Below are 20,736 nucleotides of genomic sequence, written 5' to 3'. Positions count from 1 at the left end.
CGTGCCAGCCGACGCGGCCGACATGCCACTGATTTCGCTCGTGGACGTGTGGCGCGAGTTCGCCGCCGGCGACCAGACCGTGGCGGTGCTGCGCGACGTGAACCTCACCATCGCCGCGGGCGAGATGGTGGCCATCGTGGGCGCGTCGGGCTCGGGCAAGTCGACCCTGATGAACATCCTGGGCTGCCTGGATCGACCCAGCCGCGGCGCGTACCGCGTCGATGGCAGGGCGACCTCGGACATGGATCCGGACGAGCTCGCCGAGCTGCGCCGTGAACATTTCGGCTTCATCTTCCAGCGCTATCACCTGTTGTCGGACCTGACCGCCCAGGGCAACGTCGAGATGCCGGCGGTGTACGCCGGTTTGGGCCGCTTGCCGCGTCACGAACGCGCGCAGGCCCTGCTCGAGCGGCTGGGCCTGGGCGAGCGCCTGGATTACCGGCCGGGGCAGCTCTCGGGCGGGCAGCAGCAGCGCGTGAGTATCGCGCGCGCCCTGATGAACGGCGGCCGCATCATCCTGGCCGACGAGCCCACCGGCGCGCTCGATACCCACACCGGCCAGGAAGTGCTGCGCATTCTCGAGGAGCTGAACGCGGCCGGTCACACCATCGTGCTGGTCACCCACGATATGAACGTGGCGCGCCACGCGCGCCGCATCATCGAAATCAGCGATGGCCGTATCGTGGCCGATCGCGCCAATCCCGATGCGCCCGCGCTTGCCGCCGCGCCGGAGGCGGCCACGCGCGCGTCCACGCGCATGGCCAGGCCCTGGCAGGCCACGCTCGACCGCGCCAACGAGGCATTGCGCATGGCGTTGCTGGCGATGAACGCCCATCGGCTGCGCACCTTCCTGACGATGCTGGGCATCGTGATCGGCATTGCCGCGGTCGTGTCGGTGGTGGCGCTGGGCGAAGGGTCGCGCCAGAAGATCCTGGCCGACATCAGCCAGATCGGCACCAACACCGTGGACGTGTACCCCGGCAAGGACTTCGGCGACGAGAAGGCCGCCACCATACGCACGCTGGTGCCCGCCGACGCGGCGGCGCTGGCGCGGCAGAGCTACGTCGACAGCGTGACGCCCGAGGTCACGACGAGCGCGTCGCTGCGCTATCGCAACATCTCGGTGAACGGCTCGATCCAGGGTGTGGGCGAGCAGTTCTTCCGCGTGCGCGGCCTGACGCTCTCGCAAGGAAAGTTCTTCGATGCCGAGGGCGTGAACCGGCGGGCGCAGGAGGCCGTGATCGACGAGAACACGCGTAAGACGCTGTTCGGCACGCACACCGAGGCGATCGGCCAGGTGATCTTTCTGGGCACCGTGCCCGTGCGCGTGATCGGCGTGACCGAGCGCAAGGAAAGCATGTTCGGCAACGCCGAGACGCTGAACGTCTGGATCCCGTACACCACGGCCCTGAGCCGGGTGCTGGGCCAGCAGCATCTGCGCAGCATCACCGTGCGGGTGCGCGACGACGTGCCGACCAAGGCCGCCGAGCAGGCCATCACCGAGTTGATGACGCAGCGCCACGGCACCAAGGACTTCTTCGTGTTCAACACCGACACGATCCGGCAGACCATCGAACGCACCACCGCCACCATGACGCTGCTGGTGTCGGCCATCGCCATCATCTCGCTGGTCGTGGGCGGCATCGGCGTGATGAACATCATGCTGGTGTCGGTCACGGAACGCACCCGCGAGATCGGCGTGCGCATGGCGGTGGGCGCGCGCCGGGGCGACATCATGCAGCAGTTCCTCATCGAGGCCGTGCTGGTCTGCCTGATCGGCGGCATGCTCGGCATCCTGCTGTCGTTGGGGCTGGGCGTACTGGTGTCGCAGGCGACGCGCGGCGCATTTCAGCTCATCTATTCGGGGACCTCGATGGTGGCCGCGTTCGTCTGCTCCACGCTCATCGGCGTGGGTTTCGGCTACCTGCCGGCGCGCAACGCCGCCCGGCTGGATCCCGTGCAATCTCTGGCTCGAGAATGAAGATCACCATGCAACCGGCGCGCCGCGCCGTGCTCGTCGGCCTGCTGGCCGTGCCGCTCCTATTGTCGGGCTGCGGCCTCATGCAGACCGACTATCAGCGTCCCGCCGTCGCCACGCCGCCGGCCTGGCAGTACGCGACCCAACAGGACATCGGCGCGGGCGGGCTCTGGTGGCGCCATTTCGACGATCCCGTGCTCACGGATCTGGTGGCGCTCGCGCTCGAACGCAACAATGATCTCGCGGCCGCGGCGCTGCGGGTGCGACAGGCGCAGCTGCGCGCGGGTCTCGCGCGTTCGGATCAGTTTCCGACCGTCGGCGCCGGCGTCGATGTGCAGCGCCAGCGCCAGCTCGACGGCGACCGCGTTATCTCGCGCAACAACACCGCCCAGCTCACGGTGAGCTACGAGCTCGACCTCTGGAACCGGCTCGACAGCCTCACCGACGCCGCCGAATGGGAGGCGGCCGCCACCGAGCAGGATCGGGCGAGCGCCGAGCTCAGCCTGATCGGGACCACCGCCACGCTGTATTGGCGCATCGCGTTCATCAACCAGCGCATCGCCACCAGCCTGCAGAGCATCGCCTATGCGCAGCGCACGCTGGATCTGGTGCTGGCGCAATACGAGGCCGGCGGCACGTCGGCGCTCGAGGTGGCCGAGGCGCGGCGCAATCTCGCGAGTCAGCAGGCCGCGCAGACCGACCTGGTGCAGTTGCGGGTCGAGTACATCAACGGCCTGACGATCCTGTTCGACAGCCCACCGGACCGCGTCATGGCGAACCCGGCGCGTCTGCCGCTCGCCACGCTGCCGGTCGTGCCGGCGGGTCTGCCCGCGGACCTGCTGGCCCGCCGGCCGGATCTGCGCGCGGCCGAATTCCGCCTGCGCCAGGCGCTGGCCCAGACCGATGCGACGCGGGCCAGTTTCTATCCGCCGCTGACGCTGACGGGCGCGCTGGGCACCGGCAGCACGGCCCTCGGCAACCTGCTGCAGAATCCGGTGGCCACCTTGGGGGCGGCGCTGACCCTGCCGTTCCTCAACTGGAATCAGATGCGGCTGTCGATCCGCGTGTCCGAGGCCGAGTACGCCGTGCGCGTGGTGCAGTTCCGCCAGGCGCTTTACCAGGCCATGACCGATGTCGAGAACGCCCTGTCGGCGCGCACCCAGCTCGCGCTGCGCGCCGAGCGGCTCGAGGCGGCGCTGGCGGCCGCGCGTCAGGCCGAGAGCCTGTACGAGGTGCGGTACCGCGCGGGCGCGGTGTCCCTGCGGTTCTGGCTCGACGCGCAGGAGCAGCGCCGGCTGGCCGAGGTCGAGCGCGACCAGAACACGCTCGATCGCCTGCTCAATCAGGTCACGATCTACCAGGCGCTGGGCGGCGACATGGTCACGCCGCCCGTGGGACAATGACGCCCATGACGATTGCCCCGCCCGACCTCTCCGCCTCCTGTGACATCGACGCCGAACGCCGCTTCGGCGGGCTGTCTCGGCTGTATGGCCCGGACGGCCCGGCACGGCTGCGCGGCGCGCATGTGGCCGTGGTGGGCCTGGGCGGCGTCGGCTCCTGGACGGCCGAGGCGCTGGCGCGTTGCGGCGTGGGCGCCCTCACGCTGATCGACCTGGACCACATCGCCGAGTCCAACGTCAACCGCCAGATCCACGCGCTGACCGGCACGCTGGGCCAGGCCAAGGTCGAGGCCATGGCAGACCGCATCGCGGCGATCAACCCCGAGTGCGTGGTGACCCGCATCGACGATTTCGTGGATCCGGCCAACGTCGCCACGCTGCTCGCCGGCCACTACGCGATGATCATCGATTGCACCGATCAGGCGGCCGCCAAGATCGCCATGATTCTGCACGCCCGCGCGCGTGGCATTCCGATGCTGCTGTGCGGCGGCGCGGGCGGCAAGACCGATCCGCTGGCGCTGCGCGCGGGCGATCTGTCGCAGTCGCTGAACGACGCGCTGCTGTCCAAGCTGCGCAACAAGCTGCGCCGCGAGCATGGCTTTCCGCGCGCCAGCGACCAGAACGGCCGGGCGCTCAAGCGCGTGCCGCGCATGGGTGTGCGGGCGTTGTGGTTCGATCAACCAGCCATCCTGCCCGCCGCCTGGACGAGCGCGAGCGAGGCCGAAGACGACATGGGCGCCGATGTGCGGCCCGCCGCGCCGCAGGGTCTGTCGTGCGCGGGTTATGGATCGGTGGTGATGGTGACGGCCGCGATGGGCCTGGCAGCCGCCAACGAGGCGGTGCAGACCATCCTGGCCCAGGCGGCCGGCGCCGGCACCTGAGGGCTCAGGCGTCCCGCAGCACCACGTCGAACCAACCTCGCAACGCATTCGAGAGCCGCAGGGCGCGCGCTTCGCGCAGGTCCTGTACGGTCAGCACGCGCTCGTGCACGTCGTTGGCATCGAGCAGCGCGGCGCGTTGCACGCCGGGCAGGCAACCGCTGTCGATGGGCGGCGTGTACCAGCGCTCACCCTGTTGCACGTAGACATTGCTGCGGCTGCCTTCGCAGACCTCGCCGCGCTGGTTGATATAGACCAGATCGAAAATGTGGGGATGCGAGGGCAGCCATTCGATGGTCTTGGTGTACCAGGGCCGATGCGTGGTCTTGTAGCGCAGCAGCGGCTCGGAAGCATTCAGCGTTTCGGGGGCGATCAGGATTTCCTGGACCAGCGGCAGAGGCGCGAGCGGCGCCGTCTGGATGGTGCACTGGCCCGCCCGATCGAGCAGCAGGCGCAAGCGGTGCGGCCCCGGGGCGGTGAGCGCGCGGGCCGCGGCCCGCACCTGGGTCTCGACGCCCATCTCGTCGCAGCGGTAGCCCAGGTCCTGGGCGCTGCTCGCCAGGCGCACCAGATGGCGCGGCAACAGCGGCATGTCGCGCGTGGCGGTGACGAGGATGGTTTCGATGAGTTCGGGCGACATGGGCGGCTCCGGATGAACGAGGTGCGTCAGCGCGCGGGCGATTCCGCAAGAATACGCGCTTTCCAGTGGCATTCCTCCCATTCGAGCGCCGGGTCGGAATCGTGCACGATGCCGCCGCCCACGCTGTACACGCCGCGGCCCTGCGCATCGAGCACCAGGGTGCGGATCGCCACGTTGAGCGAGAAGTCGCCGTCGGGCGCGAGCCAGCCCACGCTGCCGCAATAAAGGCCGCGCGGCGCGATCTCCATCTGGCGGATGCGGCGCATGGCCGCGATCTTGGGCGCGCCCGTGATCGAACCGCACGGAAACAGGGCGGCCAGCACGTCGGCCAGGCCGGCGTCCGGCACATGCGCGCTCACCGTGGACGTCATGGTCCAGACCGAGGGGTACTGCTCCAGCGTGAACAGCGCATCCACCGTGACCGAGCCGGGCTCGGCCAGCCGGCCCAGATCGTTACGCAGCAGATCCACGATCATCAGATTCTCGGCGCGGTCTTTCTCGCTGGCCAGCAGCGCGGCGCGCAGGCGCGCATCCTCGGCGGGATCCGCAGAGCGCGGCGCCGTGCCCTTCATGGGGCGGGTGACGAGGCGCTCGCCCTGCCGCGCCACGAACAGCTCGGGCGAAAACGACAGCACGGTGCGCCCGCCGTCTTCGATGTAGGCCGCGTGCGGCACCGGATGGCGGGCGGCGATATCGCGATAGAGCGCGGCGGGATCGCCGTCGACGCGCACGGCCAGCGGTTGGGTGTAGTTGATCTGGTACTGCTCGCCGGCCGCGATCTGGGCGCGGATGCGCGAGATCGCCGCCAGGTAGTCGTCGCGTGCGAGCCGGGGCTGCACTGACGTCACGCGCGCCGGCACGGCCGGGGCCGGCGCCTGCCAGCACGCGCCGTGTTCCGCGCGGCCGAACACCAGCGCGGTCAGCCGCGCGCTGCCGTCGTCGGCCGGCGGCGGGCAGGGCCCGTCGGGCGCGGGCAGCAGCGACTCGGGCGCGAGCCACTCGCCCAGTTCGTAGTCCAGCAGCAGGGCGACCCAATGGCCGGCCGCACGTGCGGCGTCGATCTCGTGCCAGACGCGCGGCAGGTCGTCGCGCCGCCGCGCTTCGATGCGCGCGATCGGATCGGCCAGGCGCAAGGCGCGCCCGGCCAGCCGATCTTCAAACCAGCACTGTGTCATTGAGAGGAAGCGGCCAGAAACTCTTTGAGCACACGGCCCGTATGCGAATCCGGCGCCTTTTCCATGACGTCTTCGGGCGAACCTTCGCCCACCAGCTGGCCGCCGCCGGTGCCGCCCTCGGGACCGAGGTCCAGCAGCCAGTCGGCCTCGGCGATCACGTCGAGGTTGTGTTCGATCACGACCACCGTATTGCCCGCCTCGACGAGGCGATGCAGCACGTGGATCAGCTTCTCGACGTCGGCCATCGACAGGCCCACCGTGGGTTCGTCCAGCACGTAAAGCGTGTGCGGGATGCGCGAGGCGCGGCCGGTCTTGATGAGGCCGTCGGTCAGGCGCGCCTTGGAGAGCTCGGTGACCAGCTTGATGCGCTGCGCCTCGCCGCCCGACAGGGTCGGCGAGGGCTGCCCGAGGGTCAGGTAGCCCAGACCCACGTCCTGCATGAGCTGCAGCGGGCGGTGGATCTTCGGATGGGCCGCGAAGTATTCGAGGGCATCGTCGACCTCGAGCTTGAGCACCTCGCCCGCGTTCTTGCCGCGCATCTGCACGCTCAGCGTGTCGGCGTTGAAGCGCGCGCCGCCGCAGGCATCGCAGGGCACCTTGACGTCGGGCAGGAAGCTCATCTCGATGGTGCGCATGCCCTGGCCTTCGCAGATCGGGCAGCGGCCGTCGCCGGTGTTGAACGAGAAGCGCGCCGCGCCCCAGCCGCGCATGCGGGCCTCGCGCGTATCGGCGAATTGCTTGCGCACGTCGTCCCAGAAGCCGACATACGTGGCGGGGCAGGAGCGCGGCGTCTTGCCGATGGGGGTCTGGTCGACCTCGAGCACGCGGTCGATGGCCTCCCAGCCGCTGATGCGGGCGCAGCCGTTCCAGGCCGGCGCCTTGCCCTGCGAGACCGCGTGGACCAGGTTGTCGAGCAGCACCTCGCGCGCCAGCGTCGACTTGCCGGACCCCGACACGCCGGTGACCACCGACAGGCGGCCGACCGGAATGCGGGCATCGACATTGCGCAGGTTGTGCAGGTGCGCGCCCTTCACTTCGATCATGGGCGTGTCGGCCGTGACCGGCCGGCGGCCTTCGAGCGGATGCGCGAGCGGCTTGGCCAGATAACGGCCCGTGACGGACTCGGGCGAGGCGATCAGGTCTTCGGCCGTGCCCTGGGCCACGACGCGGCCGCCGCGGATGCCCGCGCCCGGACCGATGTCGATGATGTGCGAGGCGCGCTTGATGGTGTCGTCGTCGTGCTCGACCACCACCAGCGTGTTGCCGTTGCCCTCGAGGCGCGCGAGCGCGTCGAGCAGGATGCGGTTGTCGCGCGGATGCAGGCCGATCGTGGGTTCGTCGAGCACGTAGCACACGCCCTGCAGATTGGAGCCCAGCTGCGCGGCGAGCCGGATGCGCTGCGCCTCGCCGCCCGAGAGGGTGGGGGCCGCGCGGTCCAGCGCCAGGTAGTTCAGGCCGACTTCCTGCATGAAGTCGAGGCGGCCGCGGATCTCGGCCAGGATGTCGCGCGCGATCTCGCCTTCGCGGCCACGCGTGACGAGGCCCGTGAAGAACGTGTGGGCATCGGACACCGGCAGCGACGCGAGCTCGGCGATGGAACGATCGCGCCAGCGGACGGCCAGCGCGGTGCGGTTGAGCCGCTGGCCATGGCAGACCTTGCAGGTCTGCGCATCGCCCTCGTACCAGGCGTTCCAGGCGGTTTCTTCGCCGGTCTGCTCTTCGTCGAAGCCGCTGAGCTGCAGCCCGGTGCCGAAGCAGCCCGTGCACCAGCCGTGCTTGGAGTTGTAGGAGAACAGGCGCGGATCGGGCTCGGGGAAGCTGATGCCGCACGAGGGGCAGGCGCGCTTGACCGAGAAGTGCTGCTGCGTGGCCTGGGCGGCAATGCCGCCGTCGCGGCGCTCTTCGAGCGATCCGCCGCCCTGCGTCAGGTCGGTGAGCACGCTCATGGTGCCCTGGCCGAACTCGAGCGCGGTGCGAACGGCGTCACGCAGGCCTGCTTCGTCGGCCGGATCGACCAGCACGTCGGCCACCGGCAGTTCGATGGTGTGCTCCTTGTAGCGGTCGAGGCGGGGCCACGGGCTCACGGGAATGAATTCGCCGTCGACGCGCAGGTGCGAGTAGCCCTTGCCCGACGCCCATTTCGCGAGGTCGGTGTAGTAGCCCTTGCGCGCGGTGACCAGCGGCGCCAGCACGCCGATGTGCGTGCCTTTGTGCTCGCGCATCAGGCGCGCCACGATCTGGTCGGTGTTCTGCGGCTCGACCGGCACGTTGCAGTCGGGGCAGTATTGCGTGCCCAGCTTGACGTAGAGCAGCCGCAGGAAATGATGGATCTCGGTCATCGTGGCCACGGTCGACTTGCGGCCGCCGCGGCTGGTGCGCTGCTCGATCGCCACCGTGGGGGGAATGCCGAAGATCGCGTCCACGTCGGGCTTGCCCGCGGGCTGCACGATGGCGCGCGCGTAGGCATTGAGCGATTCGAGGTAGCGGCGCTGGCCTTCGTTGAACAGGATGTCGAAGGCGAGGGTGGACTTGCCCGAGCCCGACACGCCCGTGATCACGGTGAACTTGTCGCGCGGAATCTCGACGCTGACGTTTTTGAGGTTGTGCTCGCGGGCGTTTTTGATTTCGATGGCGCGCGTGGCCTCGCGGCGATGGCGCAGGTGCGATTGCAGCGGCGTGCCGTAGTCGGCGTCGGGCTCGGCGACACGCGCCACCAGCCCGGCCTGCTCGGCCTCCTGGCGGTCGGCGTCGCTGGACACCACCACGTCGGCCGGCAGGATGCTGACCTCGTAGTCGCGCAACGCGGCGCCGGTGTAGGAGCGCGGGTTGTCCATCAGGTCTTGCGGCGTGCCCACGCCCACCAGTTCGCCACCGGCGTCGCCGCCGTCCGGACCCAGGTCGATGAGCCAGTCGGCCGCGCGGATCACGTCGAGGTTGTGCTCGATCACCAGCAGCGTGTGGCCGGCCGCCAGCAGCTTGCGGAACGCGCGCATCAGACGCGCGACATCGTCGAAGTGCAGACCGGTGGTGGGCTCGTCGAACAGGAACAGGCTGCCCTTCTTGGCCACCTTGGCCGTCGAAATGCCGGAGCGCGCCGCTTCGGCCAGATGGCCCGCGAGCTTGAGGCGCTGCGCCTCGCCGCCCGACAGCGTGGGCACGGGCTGGCCCAGCCGCACGTATTCGAGACCGACATCGGCCAGCGGCGCGAGGCCGGTCTGCACGTCGCGCAGACCACGGAAGAACTCGACCGCTTCGCTCACGGTCATTTCGAGCACCTGGTCGATCGAGGCCGATTTGTTCAGGTGCTCGATGCGGACCTCGAGCACTTCGGGGCGGAAGCGCTTGCCGTCGCAGTCGGGGCAGCGGAGGTAGACGTCGGACAGGAACTGCATCTCGACGTGTTCGAAGCCGGTGCCGCCGCAGGTGGGGCAGCGGCCGTCGCCACTATTGAAACTGAACGTGCCGGCGGTGTAGCCGCGCTCCTTGGCCACCGGGGCCTGGGCGAACAGCTTGCGGATCGCGTCGAAGGCGCCCACGTAGCTGGCCGGGTTGGAGCGGGCGGTCTTGCCGATCGGGGTCTGGTCGACCATCACGACCTCGGCGATCTGCTCGGCGCCCAGCAGACGATCGAACTCCCCGGGGCTCTCGGACGGCTTGCCCTGGTGCTTGAGCAGCGCCGGATACAGCACGTCCTGGACCAGCGTGGACTTGCCCGAGCCCGACACGCCGGTCACGCAGACCAGCCGGCCCAGCGGCAGCGCGATCGAGACGTTTTTCAGGTTGTGCGCCCGTACGCCTTCGAGCAACAGCTTGGGCGTGTTGGCCGCCACCGGCATGGGCCGCGGCGCTTCGACGCGCTGGCGCGCGCCGAGGTAGTCGCCCGTGAGCGTGGGCGCCGTGCGCAGCTGGGCCGGCGTGCCGTCGAAAACGATCTGGCCGCCGCGCTCGCCCGGACCCGGGCCGATATCGATGATGCGGTCGGCCGCCACCATGACCTGCGGGTCGTGCTCGACCACCACCAGCGTGTTGCCGGCGTCGCGCAGGCGATGCATGACCTCGACCACGCGATGCATGTCGCGCGGATGCAGGCCGATCGACGGCTCGTCGAGCACGAACAGCGTATTGACCAGCGAGGTGCCCAACGCGGTGGTGAGGTTGATGCGCTGCACCTCGCCGCCCGACAGCGTACGGCTCTGGCGGTCGAGCGTGAGATAGCCGAGGCCCACGTCGCACAGGAATTTGAGGCGCGCGCGCGCTTCGGTGAGTAGCAGATCGGCGGCGGCGTCGAGCGCGCCCTCGAAGCGCAGCGTGTCGAAGAACGTTCGCACGCGCTCGATCGGCAGCAGCATCACGTCGTGCAGCGACAGGCCATCGAGCTGCTCGAGCTGTTCGCGCGACCAGTTGGTGCCGGCCGGCATGAAGCGGCGATAGCGGCCGTCATCGGGCGGCAGAACCGTATCGGCCTCGGCCTTGCTGCCCAGGCGCCACAACAGCGAATCGGGCTTGAGGCGTGCGCCGTTGCAGGTGGGGCAGGGCGTGTAGCTGCGGTACTTAGACAGCAGCACGCGCACGTGCATCTTGTACGACTTGGTTTCGAGCCAGTCGAAAAAGCGGCGCGCGCCGTACCACTGGTTTTTCCAGGCGGAGTCGGCGCCCTTCCAGTCGGGCGTGCCGCGGATGACCCATTCACGCTGTTCTTCGGTGAGCGCCTTCCAGGGCACGCCGAGCGGAATGCCGGCCTTGGGCGCGTACTTCACCAGGTCGTCCTGGCATTCCTTGAACGACGGCGTCTGCCAGGGCTTGACCGCGCCCTCGAGCAGGGTCTTGTTTTCGTCGGGGATCACCAGGCCGTAATCGATGCCGATCACGCGGCCGAAGCCGCGGCAGCTCTCGCACGCGCCGAGCGGGGAGTTGAACGAAAAGCTGCTGGGCAGCGAATCGCTGTATTCGATGTCGCAATCGGCACAGTGCAGCCGATCGCTGAACTTCCAGACGGCCGCGTCGGCGCCGTCGTCGTCCATCACATGGATCGCGAGGTGGCCGGCGCCCATGCGCAGCGCGGTGTCGAGCGCTTCCATGACCCGGTCGCGCTCGGCATTGCCCATGCGCAGCCGGTCCTGCACGACGTGCAGCACGCGGCGGGCCTCGGTGGCCTGCTTGTCGGCCTTCTTGCCCTTGCCCTTGGCGGGAGCGGCGGCCCGCGCCGGCGCCGCGTCTTCGGCGTGCACGCGCGTATAACCCTGGCCTTCGAGAAAGCCCTTCACCTCATCTTCGGAGAAGTTGGCCGGCACCGCGATCGGGAAGGTAATCACGAGGCGCGGATCGCCGGCCTCGGCGGCGCGGTGCGTGAGCGCGTGAAAGATCGATTCGGGCGAGTCGCGGCGCACGAGCTTGCCGCAACCGCGGCAATACAGCTTGGCGCCGCGCGCGAACAGCAGCTTGAGGTGATCGTTGAGCTCGGTCATGGTGCCGACCGTGCTGCGCGAGCTGCGCACCGGATTGGTTTGGTCGATGGCGATCGCGGGCAGGATGCCCTCGATGCGATCGACCTGCGGCTTGTCCATGCGGTCGAGGAACTGCCGCGCGTAGGGCGAGAAGGTCTCGACATAACGGCGCTGGCCCTCGGCATACAGGGTGTCGAACGCGAGCGAACTTTTGCCCGACCCCGAGACCCCGGTCACGACCACGAGCTCGCCGGTGGCGATCTCCAGGTCCAGGTTCTTCAGGTTGTTCTGGCGGGCGCCAACGATGCGGATATGGGAGCTCATGAAGCGTAATCGTAGCCTGAGGGGTGGGCCGGCCTGCCGCGGCCGCGAGATCGGGTGGCCGGGAAGGATACTGTGGAATAATTGGCTATATCGTGAACGCCATGACCACATTGTGGATAAACCAGATGTGGGCGAGCGCGCGGATTTCAAGCCTGCCACTCTGTAAGCGGCGAAGGTACGACACCGCAAGCCGCGCGCCCGGCACGGGGGCATGGTGCGCGGCAAGCTGTATGGATAAACAGTATCGCAGATTTTGCGCACCGCCGCGCCGGCGCCGCGCATCAGGAGACGTCTTGTCCGAATCGACCGTGGCCGGGACGGCCGCCTTCGCCAAATTCATGGCCATTCTCCAGGCCGTGGCCGACGCCGCGCAGCCGCTGTCGATCGCCGATCTCGCCCGCGCCAGCGGCTATCCGCGTTCCACCGTGCATCGCATTGTGGCGGCGCTGGCCGAGCACGGGATGCTGCGCGAGATGCGAGGCGGCTATGGCATCGGCACGCGCGTGCTGGGCCTGGCGAGCCGCGCATGGTCGCAGTTCGACGTGCGCGAGGCCCTGGCCGGAGAGCTGCGCGCATTGCGCGACCTCACCGGCGAGACCGTGCATCTGGCCGTGCCGGCGGGCACCGCCATGATGTACATCGACAAGCTCGAGAGCCCGGGTCCGCTGCGCATGGTGTCGCGCGTGGGCGCGACGGTCGCGGCGCACCGCAGCGCGGTGGGTCGCGCCTGGCTCGCGGCGCTGACGCCCGAACTGTGCGAGGCGCGCCTTGCCGCATTGCCCGATTGCGACGACGCGGCGCGGGGCTTGCTGTCCAGCACCACGCTGCCGCAGGCGCGCGCCCGTGGCTATGCGCTCGATGACCAGGAAAACGAAGCCGGTATCTGCTGCTATGGCGTGGCGCTGCAGGCGCCCGATGACACAGTGGTAGCCTGCGTCAGTGTGAGCGTGCTGTGCTTCCGCACCCACGCCGACCCGCTGCAGGCCTATGTCGCCCCTTTGCTGGCGCTGCGCGAGCGCTCGCGCGCGCTGCTCGGACTGCTGCCGCCGCAGGGCGGCTGAGTCCCCGCTCTTCCTTTTGCTGTTTCCACGTTTTCAGCGAGGTATTCCGTGACTGCTCCTTCCGATCATCCTGCCCTGACTGCCTTGCACACCGCCCGGGTGGTGCCCGTGCTGCGCTACGACGACGCCGCGACCGCCGCCTACGCCGCCGAGGTCGCGTTCAACGCCGGCTGCACCACGCTCGAGCTGACCTGGACCATCCCCGGCGTGACGGACCTCGTGCGCGCGCTGCGCGACAAACACGGCGACCAGGTGGTGCTGGGCGTGGGCACCATCCTGGATGAATCGCAGGCGCGCGACGCCCTGACGGCGGGCGCGGACTTTCTGGTGTCGCCCGGCCATACCCCGGGCATCGTGGAGCTGGCGCATGCCGCGGGCGGGCTGTGCCTGCTGGGCGCCTTCACGCCCACCGAAGTGCTACAGGCGGTGCGCGCCGGCGCGGACATCGTGAAGGTGTTCCCGGCCGACACGGGCGGGCCGCGCCATCTGGCCGCGCTCAAGGCGGTCTTTCCGGACGTGGCGTTCTGCCCCACGGGCGGGGTGACCGCACAGAACATGGGCGATTACTTCGCGGCCGGCGCGGCGATGGTGGGCATCGGCAGCAATCTCTATGACAAGACCGCCTTCGCGGCGCGCGATACCGGCACGCTGGTGCGGCAGATCGTTCAGACCCTGGAGGCCGCCCGTGGCTGATTTCGACATTGTCGGTCTGGGCGAGCCCCTGATCGAGTTCAACCAGACCCAGGCCGGCGAGCGCCAGTATCTGCAGGGCGTGGGCGGCGATACCTCCAACGCGGTGATCGCCGCCGCCCGGCAGGGCGCGCGCTGCGCCTATCTGACCCGGGTCGGCGACGACGCCTTCGGTGAGCAACTGCTCGAGCTGTGGCGCGCCGAGGGCGTGGACACGCAGGGCGTGCTGACCGACAGCGGCGGCCACACCGGCATGTATTTCGTGCAGCACGGCCCCGACGGGCATGTGTTCAGCTATCTGCGCGCGGGTTCGGCGGCGAGCCGCATGCAGCCGGACGATCTGGAGCTGGGCCTGGTGGAGCGCGCGCGCTTTCTGCATGTGTCCGGCATCAGCCTCGCCATCAGCGCCAGCGCGTGCGACACCGTGTTCGCCGCGATGGCGCGCGCCCGCGCCGCGGGCACCGAGGTCAGCCTCGATTCGAATCTGCGTCTGCGGCTCTGGCCGCTGGCGCGGGCGCGCGCCATCCTGCGCGAGGCGCTCACACAGGCCGATCTCTTCCTGCCCAGCATGGATGACCTGCGTCACCTCACCGGGCACGAGGATCCCGAGCGCACGCTCGACTGGATCCGCGAGGCCGGCGCGCCCGGCGTGGTGGTGCTCAAGCTCGGCAAGGACGGCGCGGTGATCGACGATGGCGAGAGCCGGGTGCGTGTGCCCGGCCATCCCGTGAAGGCGGTGGATGCCACCGGCGCGGGCGATTGCTTCGCCGGCAATCTGCTGGCGCGCCGTTGCCTGGGCGACGATTGGCGCGCCGCGGTCACCTACGCCAACGTGGCGGCGGCCCTGTCGACCCAGGGCTATGGCGCGGTCGAGCCGCTGCCCCGCGCGGAGGCCGTGCTGGCGAAGATGGCGGAAGGCTGAGGGCCACCGGGAGACGGATCCCTGGCGCGGCCGAACGCCCACAGCTGAGCCGCCGTCTCCGCGTGGACAATTGGCCGCCTTGCCGGCCCCACCGATTTCCGGCTAGAATGCCAAGTTACCTGAATTTCGCCGCACGCCAGCAAGCAGTTTGATTGCGGGTGTCGCTGTACTGGATATGTCCGGTTGCGCGGCGGCTTTTTCGAATCAACCCGCGAACCCTATACCGGAGTCATCATCATGGCAGAACGCAAGCGCGTGCGTCGTAACACCCTGGAACGTCGTTGCCTGGGCAAGAGCTTCAAGCGTCTTTTCGTGACCGCGCCCAAGGGCGTGTTCAAGATGCTGGAAAAGATCAAGCGCGTCTAAGCGCCTTCGGTCCAGACCAACAAAACGCCGGCATAGCCGGCGTTTTGCTTTTGTGCCGGCTAAGCCGGCGTTTTGCTTTTGCGCCGTGCGCGCCACGGCCTCAGTCGGGATTCTTGAACTGCGGCATGGCCGCGTGCGGCGCGTCGGTCGGCAAACGCCGTGCGCCGGTGTCGACCGGCGCGCTCGACGGCGGGGGCGCACCGGCCGGGCCGAGCTGCGGGCGGATGAAGTCCATGAAGGCGCGGGTCTTGGCCGGCAGGATGCGCGACGGGAAGCGGGCGTAGATCGAAATCGGCTGGACCTTCCAGTCGGGCAGGATGCGGCGCAGCGAGTTGCGCTCGATCACCGGATCCAGCGCCAGGCACGAGGGCAGGCGCGTGATGCCCAGCCCCAGACCCGAGAGCGTGCCCATGACGCTGATGTTGTTGCCGGCGAGCTGCCCCTGCACGTCGACGCGCTCGGTCCGCACGCCGTTGTTCAGGATCCAGTACGAGTGCGCGTCGTCGATCGCGGTGCGCAGGCACTGATGATGCGCGAGGTCGGCGGGTTGCTCGGGCTCGCCATGACGCTCGAGATAATCCGCCGAGGCATACAGATAGTTATCAAGTGCGATGATCTCGTGTTCGACGCTGCCCGGGGTGTCGGGTTCGCCGTCGCCATCGCGGCCGAAGCGCAGGATGACGTCGAACGGCTCGCCCTGCGAATCCGCGCTCGACTTCATGCTCAGATCGAATTCGCATTCGATGTCGGGATAGGCATCGGTGAAGTCGCGGATCGACGAAGGCAGCAGCCAGATGGCGAGGCTGTACGGAATCGAGATGCTCAGGCGGCCTTTGGGGCGGCTTGCGAGCGAGCGCAACTGCTCGTGCGCCAGCCGGGCCTCGTCGATCAGGCCCTGGCAGCGGCGCAGATAGATATCGCCGGCGTCGGTGAGCTCGAGACGGCGGGTGTTGCGGTTGATCAGGCGCAGGCCGATCGCCCGCTCCAGCTGGCTGATGCGGCGCGACAGCGTGGAAGTGGGGATGTGCAGCGCCCGGGCGGCCAGGCTGAAGCTCTTGCGCTTGGCCACTTCCACAAACAGGGCGATGTCGTTGAGCTGTACGGGACTCGGTTCCATGGCGGGCAGGCGGGGGCAACGCGGCAGTGTACCTGCTCGCGCGCTGGCCCTGCATCCCCGATGCCCCGACATATGTGAATTCGTGACATATTCGTTTTCAAAATCCGCGCAAGCCCGAATATCGTGGTTCAGGCGGATTCCGTACACTGCCTTCGTGACCTGCCTGCCGCCCCACGTGCCCTCTCATCTTCGTCCCGCCGCATGATCGAACCGACCTATCGATTCACGGTCCTGACGCCCACGTTCAACCGCGCAGCGACACTGTCCCGGGTCTACGACTCGCTTTGCCGCCAGACCCTGCGCGACTTCGAATGGGTGGTGGTCGACGACGGCTCCACCGACAACACCCGCGAGGTCGTCCTGGCCTGGCAGGCCCGCGCCGATTTTCCGATCCGCTATTTCTGGCAAAACAACCAGCACAAGAAGGCGGCGTTCAACCGGGGCGTGCGTGAGGCGCGCGGCGAATTCGTGGTGGCGCTCGACAGCGACGACGCGATGCCCGCCGACGCGCTGGCCATCCTCGATGCCGCCTGGGACGAGATCCCGGCCGACCGCCGCGAGTCGTACGTGGCCGTCACCGGACTGTGCGCGCGGCCCGACGGCAGCATCGTGGGCGAACGCTTTCCCAAGGATCCGCTCGACGCCACCGCCGTGGAGATGTACTTCCGCTACCGCGTGCCGGGCGAAAAATTCGGCTGCATGCGCACCGACGTGCTGCGCGCGTATCCCTTTCCGCAGGATGTCGCGGGCTTCGTGCCCGAGAGCCTGGTGTGGTGGGCGATCGCGCGGGCCGGCTTCATGACGCGCTTCATCAACCGCGTGGTGCGCGTCTATCACGACACGCCGGGCGGCCTGATGAACAGCGGCGTCTCGATCCGCAACAACGTGCAGGGCCTATATCTGCTGGCCTGGGACATGCTGCAGCATCACATGGACCAGATCCTGCACCGGCCGCGCGAGTTCCTGCTGGCGGCGGCGCGCTACACGCGCTTTCGCCTGCACCTGCAGAATTCCGGGCTGCCCACCGCCGTGTCCAACTACCGGCTGACCAATGTGTGGGCCGGTATGCTGGTCACGGTGATGTGGCCGCTGGGCTATGTCATGTACCGGCGCGACCGGCGCCGCGGCCTGGCCTGACGCGCGTCAGGCCGCCTGAGCGTGCCCCAGCCCCAGATACACCTCCACCACGCGCGGGTCGCGCGCCACCTCGGCGGCCGGCCCTGACAGCGTCACCTTGCCCATTTCCAGCACATACGCATGGTCGGCCACCTGCAGCGCCGCCCTCGCGTTTTGCTCGATGAGCAGGATCGACACGCCGCGGCGGCGCAGCTCCGCCACGATCAGGAACACTTCGCGCACGATGCGGGGCGCCAGCCCGAGGCTGGGCTCGTCCAGCATCAGCAGCCGCGGCCGCGCCATCAGCGCGCGGCCCACGGCCAGCATCTGGCGCTCGCCGCCCGACAAGGTGCCGGCGAGCTGCCCGCGCCGCTCGCGCAGGCGCGGGAACAGCTCGAACACTTCCGCCATGCATTCCTGCTGGTCGCGCTGACCGGTGCGGTAGCGATGGAAGCCCCCGAGCAGCAGGTTGTCCTCGACGCTCATCTCCGCGAACAGCTCGCGCTTCTCGGGCACGAGGTTCATGCCGGCCGCGACCATTTCCTCGACATCGGCGTGGGCATGCGAGGTGCCGCCGAACTGGATCTCGCCGCGCGACGGCAGCACGCCCATGATGGCCGACAGCAGCGTGGTCTTGCCCGCGCCGTTGGGGCCGATCACGGTCACGATCTGGCCTTCGCCCACCTCGAGGTCGACGCCGGCGACGGCTTCGATCTTGTCGTAGGCCACGTGCAGGCCGCGCACTTGCAGAAGGGGTGCGCTCATGTCGTCGCTTCCATATCGATACCGTTTTCCACGCCGCCCAGATACGCCTCGAGCACCGCGGGGTCGCGCTGCACCTCGGCCGGCAGGCCCTGTGCGATCTTCTGGCCGAAGTCCATCACCACCACGCGGTCGGCCAGGCCCATCACGAATTCCATATCGTGCTCCACCAGCAGGATGGCCATGCCTTCGCCGCGCAGGCGGTCGAGCAGCGCGGCGAGTTCACGCTTTTCCTGGTAGCGCAGGCCGGCCGCGGGCTCGTCGAGCAGCAGCAGACAGGGATCGGCGGCGAGCGCCCGCGCGATCTCCAGGATGCGTTGCTGGCCCAGCGCCAGCGAGCCGGCGGGGTCGAGCAGATGCGGGCCCAGCCCGACCCGCTCGATCTGGCGCGCGGCCTCGGCGAGCAGGCGCTGCTCTTCGGGACGGTCCATGCGCCAGGCCGAGCGCAGCACGCCGCTCTCGCCGCGCAGATGCGCACCGATCGCCACGTTCTCGAGCGCGCTCATGCGCTTCATCAGCTTGACGTGCTGGAAGGTGCGCGAGAGCCCCATGCGGGCGATCCGGCGCGCGCCGAGTCCCGCGACCTCCTGGCCGAGGAAGCGCACGCTGCCCGAGGTGGGCGTGTCCACGCCCGAGAGCTGGTTGAACATGGTGCTTTTGCCCGCGCCGTTCGGGCCGATGAGCGCAAGCACCTCACCGGCGTGGATCTCGAGGCTCATCGCATCGTTGGCCACCAGGCCGCCGAACTTGCGCGTCACCTCGTGCGCCACCAGAACCACCTCGCCGCGCGGCGGCATGGTCCGCCGGGGCAAGGGTTCGGCCTGCGTGTCGACGCGGCGGGGCGGCACGCGCACCGGCACGATGCGCGCCAGCGCCGGCCAGATGCCGCCGCGCCAGCGGTGCAGGAGCAACACCATGCCGAAGCCGAACACGATCACTTCGAAGTTGCCGCTCTGGCCCAGCAGTCGCGGCAGCCAGTCCTGCAACCATTGCTTGAGCACGGTGAAGACGCCGGCGCCGACCAGCGCGCCCCACACGCTGCCGGCGCCGCCGATGACGGTCATGAACAAATACTCGATGCCCATCTGCAGGCCGAACGGATTCGGATTCACGAAGCGCTGCATGTGGGCATAGAGCCAGCCCGAGGCGCAGGCCTGCAGCGCGGCGATGATGAAGATCACCATGCGCGCGCGCGCCGTGTCCACGCCCATCGACTCGGCCATCACGCGGCCGCCCTTGAGCGCGCGGATCGCGCGGCCCTCGCGCGAGTCGAGCAGGTTGCGCGTGGTCCAGATGCCGATCAGCAGGAACGCCCAGATCAGGTAGTAGATCCGGTCGCCCTGGTGCAGGCTGATGCCGAAGAGCGAGATGGCCGGGATGTCGGTGAGGCCGGTGTGCCCGCCCAGCCCTTCGGCCGAGCCGAAGGCGAAGTACAGGCTCAGGCCCCAGGCGATCGTGCCCAGGGGCAGGAAGTGTCCCGAGAGCCGCAGGGTGAGCGCGCCCAGCAGCCACGCGACCAGCAGCGTGAGCAGCAGGCCGGCCAGCAGCGTGAGCCACGGCGACAGGCCGAGCCAGGCCACGACGGACGGCAGGGCGTCGGCGCGCGTGGTCAGCACGGCGGTGGTATAGGCGCCCAGGCCCACGAACGCGGCCTGGCCGAAGCTCGTGAGGCCGCCCACGCCGGTCAGCAGCACCAGGCCGATGGCCACCAGCGCGTACAGACCGATGTAATTGAGCAGGGTGACGTAGAACGCGGGCAGACCCAGCGGCGCCAGCGCGAGCAGGATCAGAAAGACGGCGAGGAGGCGGCCGGACGTCATGCTTCGTCCTCCTCTTCTTCGACCGTGTGGCTCTTGAGCGAGCGCCACAGCAGCACGGGAATGATCAGGGTGAAGACGATGATCTCCTTGTAGGCGCTGGCCCAGAAGGCGGAGAAGGCTTCGATCAGGCCCACCAGCACGGCGCCCAGGGCCGCCACGGGGTAGCTCACCAGGCCGCCGATGATGGCGCCCACGAAGCCCTTGAGGCTGACGAGAAAGCCCGAATCGAAATACATGGTGGTGATCGGCGCGATCAGGATGCCGGAGACGGTGCCGATCAGGCCCGCCAACAGGAAGGTGATGCGGCCGGCGAACACCGGCGAGATCCCCATCAGCCGCGCACCGGCGCGATTGAAGGCGGCCGCCCGCAGCGCTTTGCCATACATGGTGCGTTCGAAGAACTGGTAGAGCACAAGGATCAGCACCAGCGACACGGCCAGCACCCACAGCGCCTGGCTATTGACGTTGAGCGGGCCGAGCGCGAACTGCGCGTCCGAGAAGGGGCGCGTGCGCGCGCCCTCGGCGCCGAATGCCAGCAGGCCCAGGCCGACCAGCGCCAGGTGCACCGCGACCGAAACGATCAGCAGCACCAGCGTGGAAGCCGCCGCGATCGGTTGATAGAACAGCCGGTAGAGCTGAGGGCCGAGCGGAACCACGATCGCCAGCGTCAGCAGCGCCTGCACCGCCATGGGCAAGTCGGCCAGCGGCAGCGTGTACAGCAGCCCCGCCAGCACGAACGGATAGACCAGCCGCGCGCCCCAGCGCCAGTCGGGCCGCATGCGGCCGTAGCGGCGCCGCTGGGCCAGCAGATCGGCCAGCGCTTCCGCCACGGCGAACGCGACCACCAGCCAGACCAGCAGCACGGGTTTGCCGGCCTGCAGCGCGGCCATGGTGAGGGCGCCAAAGGCGACGAATTCGCCCTGCGGGATGAACAGCACCCGCGTGACGGTGAAGACGAGCAGAATGGCCAGGGCCAGCAGCGCGTAGATCGCGCCGTTGGTCAGGCCATCCTGCCCGAGGATCAGGGCTATCTGAGCATTCAT

15 protein-coding genes are annotated in these 20,736 nt (G+C 69.0%); 8 read left to right on the top strand and 7 right to left on the bottom strand.

Annotated features, from left to right (window positions below):
• Window positions 1-22: 22 nt before the first annotated feature.
• From CAL25_RS19245 to CAL25_RS19235, 3 genes are read left to right on the top strand one after another with little or no spacing between them, the layout of a single operon-like run.
• Complete coding sequence (locus CAL25_RS19245; protein ID WP_094803309.1) at window positions 23-1,981, top strand: MacB family efflux pump subunit; 1,959 nt, start codon at window positions 23-25, stop codon at window positions 1,979-1,981.
• The gene (locus CAL25_RS19240; protein ID WP_249279154.1) at window positions 1,978-3,381 is read left to right on the top strand and encodes an efflux transporter outer membrane subunit; all 1,404 of its coding nucleotides are present in this window, start codon (window positions 1,978-1,980) and stop codon (window positions 3,379-3,381) included. Before CAL25_RS19245 ends, CAL25_RS19240 begins: the two co-directional genes overlap by 4 nt.
• 5 nt (window positions 3,382-3,386) lie before the next feature.
• Window positions 3,387-4,259 carry a tRNA threonylcarbamoyladenosine dehydratase gene (locus CAL25_RS19235; RefSeq protein ID WP_094803307.1) on the top strand — a complete coding sequence of 291 codons (873 nt, stop codon included), beginning with the start codon at window positions 3,387-3,389 and terminating at the stop codon, window positions 4,257-4,259.
• A 4-nt stretch (window positions 4,260-4,263) separates the two neighbouring features.
• On the opposite strand, the gene CAL25_RS19230 is transcribed toward CAL25_RS19235, so the two are convergent.
• From CAL25_RS19230 to uvrA, 3 genes are read right to left on the bottom strand one after another with little or no spacing between them, the layout of a single operon-like run.
• A complete protein-coding gene (locus tag CAL25_RS19230; RefSeq protein ID WP_094802950.1) occupies window positions 4,264-4,896 on the bottom strand; it encodes an aminotransferase class IV family protein in 633 nt (210 codons plus the stop codon).
• 26 nt (window positions 4,897-4,922) lie between these two features.
• Complete coding sequence (locus tag CAL25_RS19225) at window positions 4,923-6,071, bottom strand: aminodeoxychorismate synthase component I (protein ID WP_094802948.1); 1,149 nt, start codon at window positions 6,069-6,071, stop codon at window positions 4,923-4,925.
• Window positions 6,068-11,839: an excinuclease ABC subunit UvrA gene (uvrA, locus tag CAL25_RS19220; RefSeq protein WP_094802946.1), complete on the bottom strand. Its 5,772-nt coding sequence runs from the start codon at window positions 11,837-11,839 to the stop codon at window positions 6,068-6,070. Before uvrA ends, CAL25_RS19225 begins: the two co-directional genes overlap by 4 nt.
• Before the next feature lie 293 nt (window positions 11,840-12,132).
• Here uvrA and CAL25_RS19215 point away from each other — a divergent pair, with 293 nt between their 5' ends.
• From CAL25_RS19215 to CAL25_RS24530, 4 genes are all read left to right on the top strand, one after another.
• Window positions 12,133-12,900 (top strand): IclR family transcriptional regulator, encoded by a 768-nt coding sequence (locus tag CAL25_RS19215; RefSeq protein WP_249279153.1) that lies wholly within the window; start codon window positions 12,133-12,135, stop codon window positions 12,898-12,900.
• 48 nt (window positions 12,901-12,948) lie between these two features.
• The gene (locus CAL25_RS19210) at window positions 12,949-13,593 is read left to right on the top strand and encodes a bifunctional 4-hydroxy-2-oxoglutarate aldolase/2-dehydro-3-deoxy-phosphogluconate aldolase (RefSeq protein ID WP_249279152.1); all 645 of its coding nucleotides are present in this window, start codon (window positions 12,949-12,951) and stop codon (window positions 13,591-13,593) included.
• Window positions 13,586-14,512 (top strand): sugar kinase, encoded by a 927-nt coding sequence (locus tag CAL25_RS19205; protein ID WP_094802941.1) that lies wholly within the window; start codon window positions 13,586-13,588, stop codon window positions 14,510-14,512. Before CAL25_RS19210 ends, CAL25_RS19205 begins: the two co-directional genes overlap by 8 nt.
• Before the next feature lie 237 nt (window positions 14,513-14,749).
• Window positions 14,750-14,878, top strand: coding sequence for a hypothetical protein (locus CAL25_RS24530; protein WP_255176191.1), 129 nt, complete (start codon window positions 14,750-14,752; stop codon window positions 14,876-14,878).
• A gap of 100 nt (window positions 14,879-14,978) precedes the next feature.
• On the opposite strand, the gene CAL25_RS19195 is transcribed toward CAL25_RS24530, so the two are convergent.
• Window positions 14,979-15,995 (bottom strand): LysR family transcriptional regulator, encoded by a 1,017-nt coding sequence (locus tag CAL25_RS19195; protein WP_094802937.1) that lies wholly within the window; start codon window positions 15,993-15,995, stop codon window positions 14,979-14,981.
• Between the two features lie 201 nt (window positions 15,996-16,196).
• On the opposite strand from CAL25_RS19195, the gene CAL25_RS19190 reads away from it, so the two are divergent.
• Window positions 16,197-17,132 (top strand): glycosyltransferase family 2 protein, encoded by a 936-nt coding sequence (locus CAL25_RS19190; RefSeq protein ID WP_094802935.1) that lies wholly within the window; start codon window positions 16,197-16,199, stop codon window positions 17,130-17,132.
• Window positions 17,133-17,138: 6 nt separating this feature from the next.
• On the opposite strand, the gene CAL25_RS19185 is transcribed toward CAL25_RS19190, so the two are convergent.
• Genes CAL25_RS19185 through CAL25_RS19175 form a run of 3 tightly spaced genes read right to left on the bottom strand, consistent with a single transcriptional unit; the run spans window position 17,139 to window position 20,736 of the window.
• Window positions 17,139-17,876: an ABC transporter ATP-binding protein gene (locus CAL25_RS19185; protein WP_094802933.1), complete on the bottom strand. Its 738-nt coding sequence runs from the start codon at window positions 17,874-17,876 to the stop codon at window positions 17,139-17,141.
• The gene (locus tag CAL25_RS19180) at window positions 17,873-19,693 is read right to left on the bottom strand and encodes a branched-chain amino acid ABC transporter ATP-binding protein/permease (RefSeq protein ID WP_094802931.1); all 1,821 of its coding nucleotides are present in this window, start codon (window positions 19,691-19,693) and stop codon (window positions 17,873-17,875) included. The genes CAL25_RS19185 and CAL25_RS19180 overlap by 4 nt, the downstream gene beginning before the upstream one ends.
• Complete coding sequence (locus CAL25_RS19175) at window positions 19,690-20,736, bottom strand: branched-chain amino acid ABC transporter permease (protein ID WP_094802929.1); 1,047 nt, start codon at window positions 20,734-20,736, stop codon at window positions 19,690-19,692. The genes CAL25_RS19180 and CAL25_RS19175 overlap by 4 nt, the downstream gene beginning before the upstream one ends.

The organism is Bordetella genomosp. 5 (assembly GCF_002261315.1).
GTDB lineage: Bacteria > Pseudomonadota > Gammaproteobacteria > Burkholderiales > Burkholderiaceae_B > Bordetella.
Note: the sequence above shows the minus strand (reverse complement) of the source record. Positions and strands in the feature narration are given on the sequence as shown.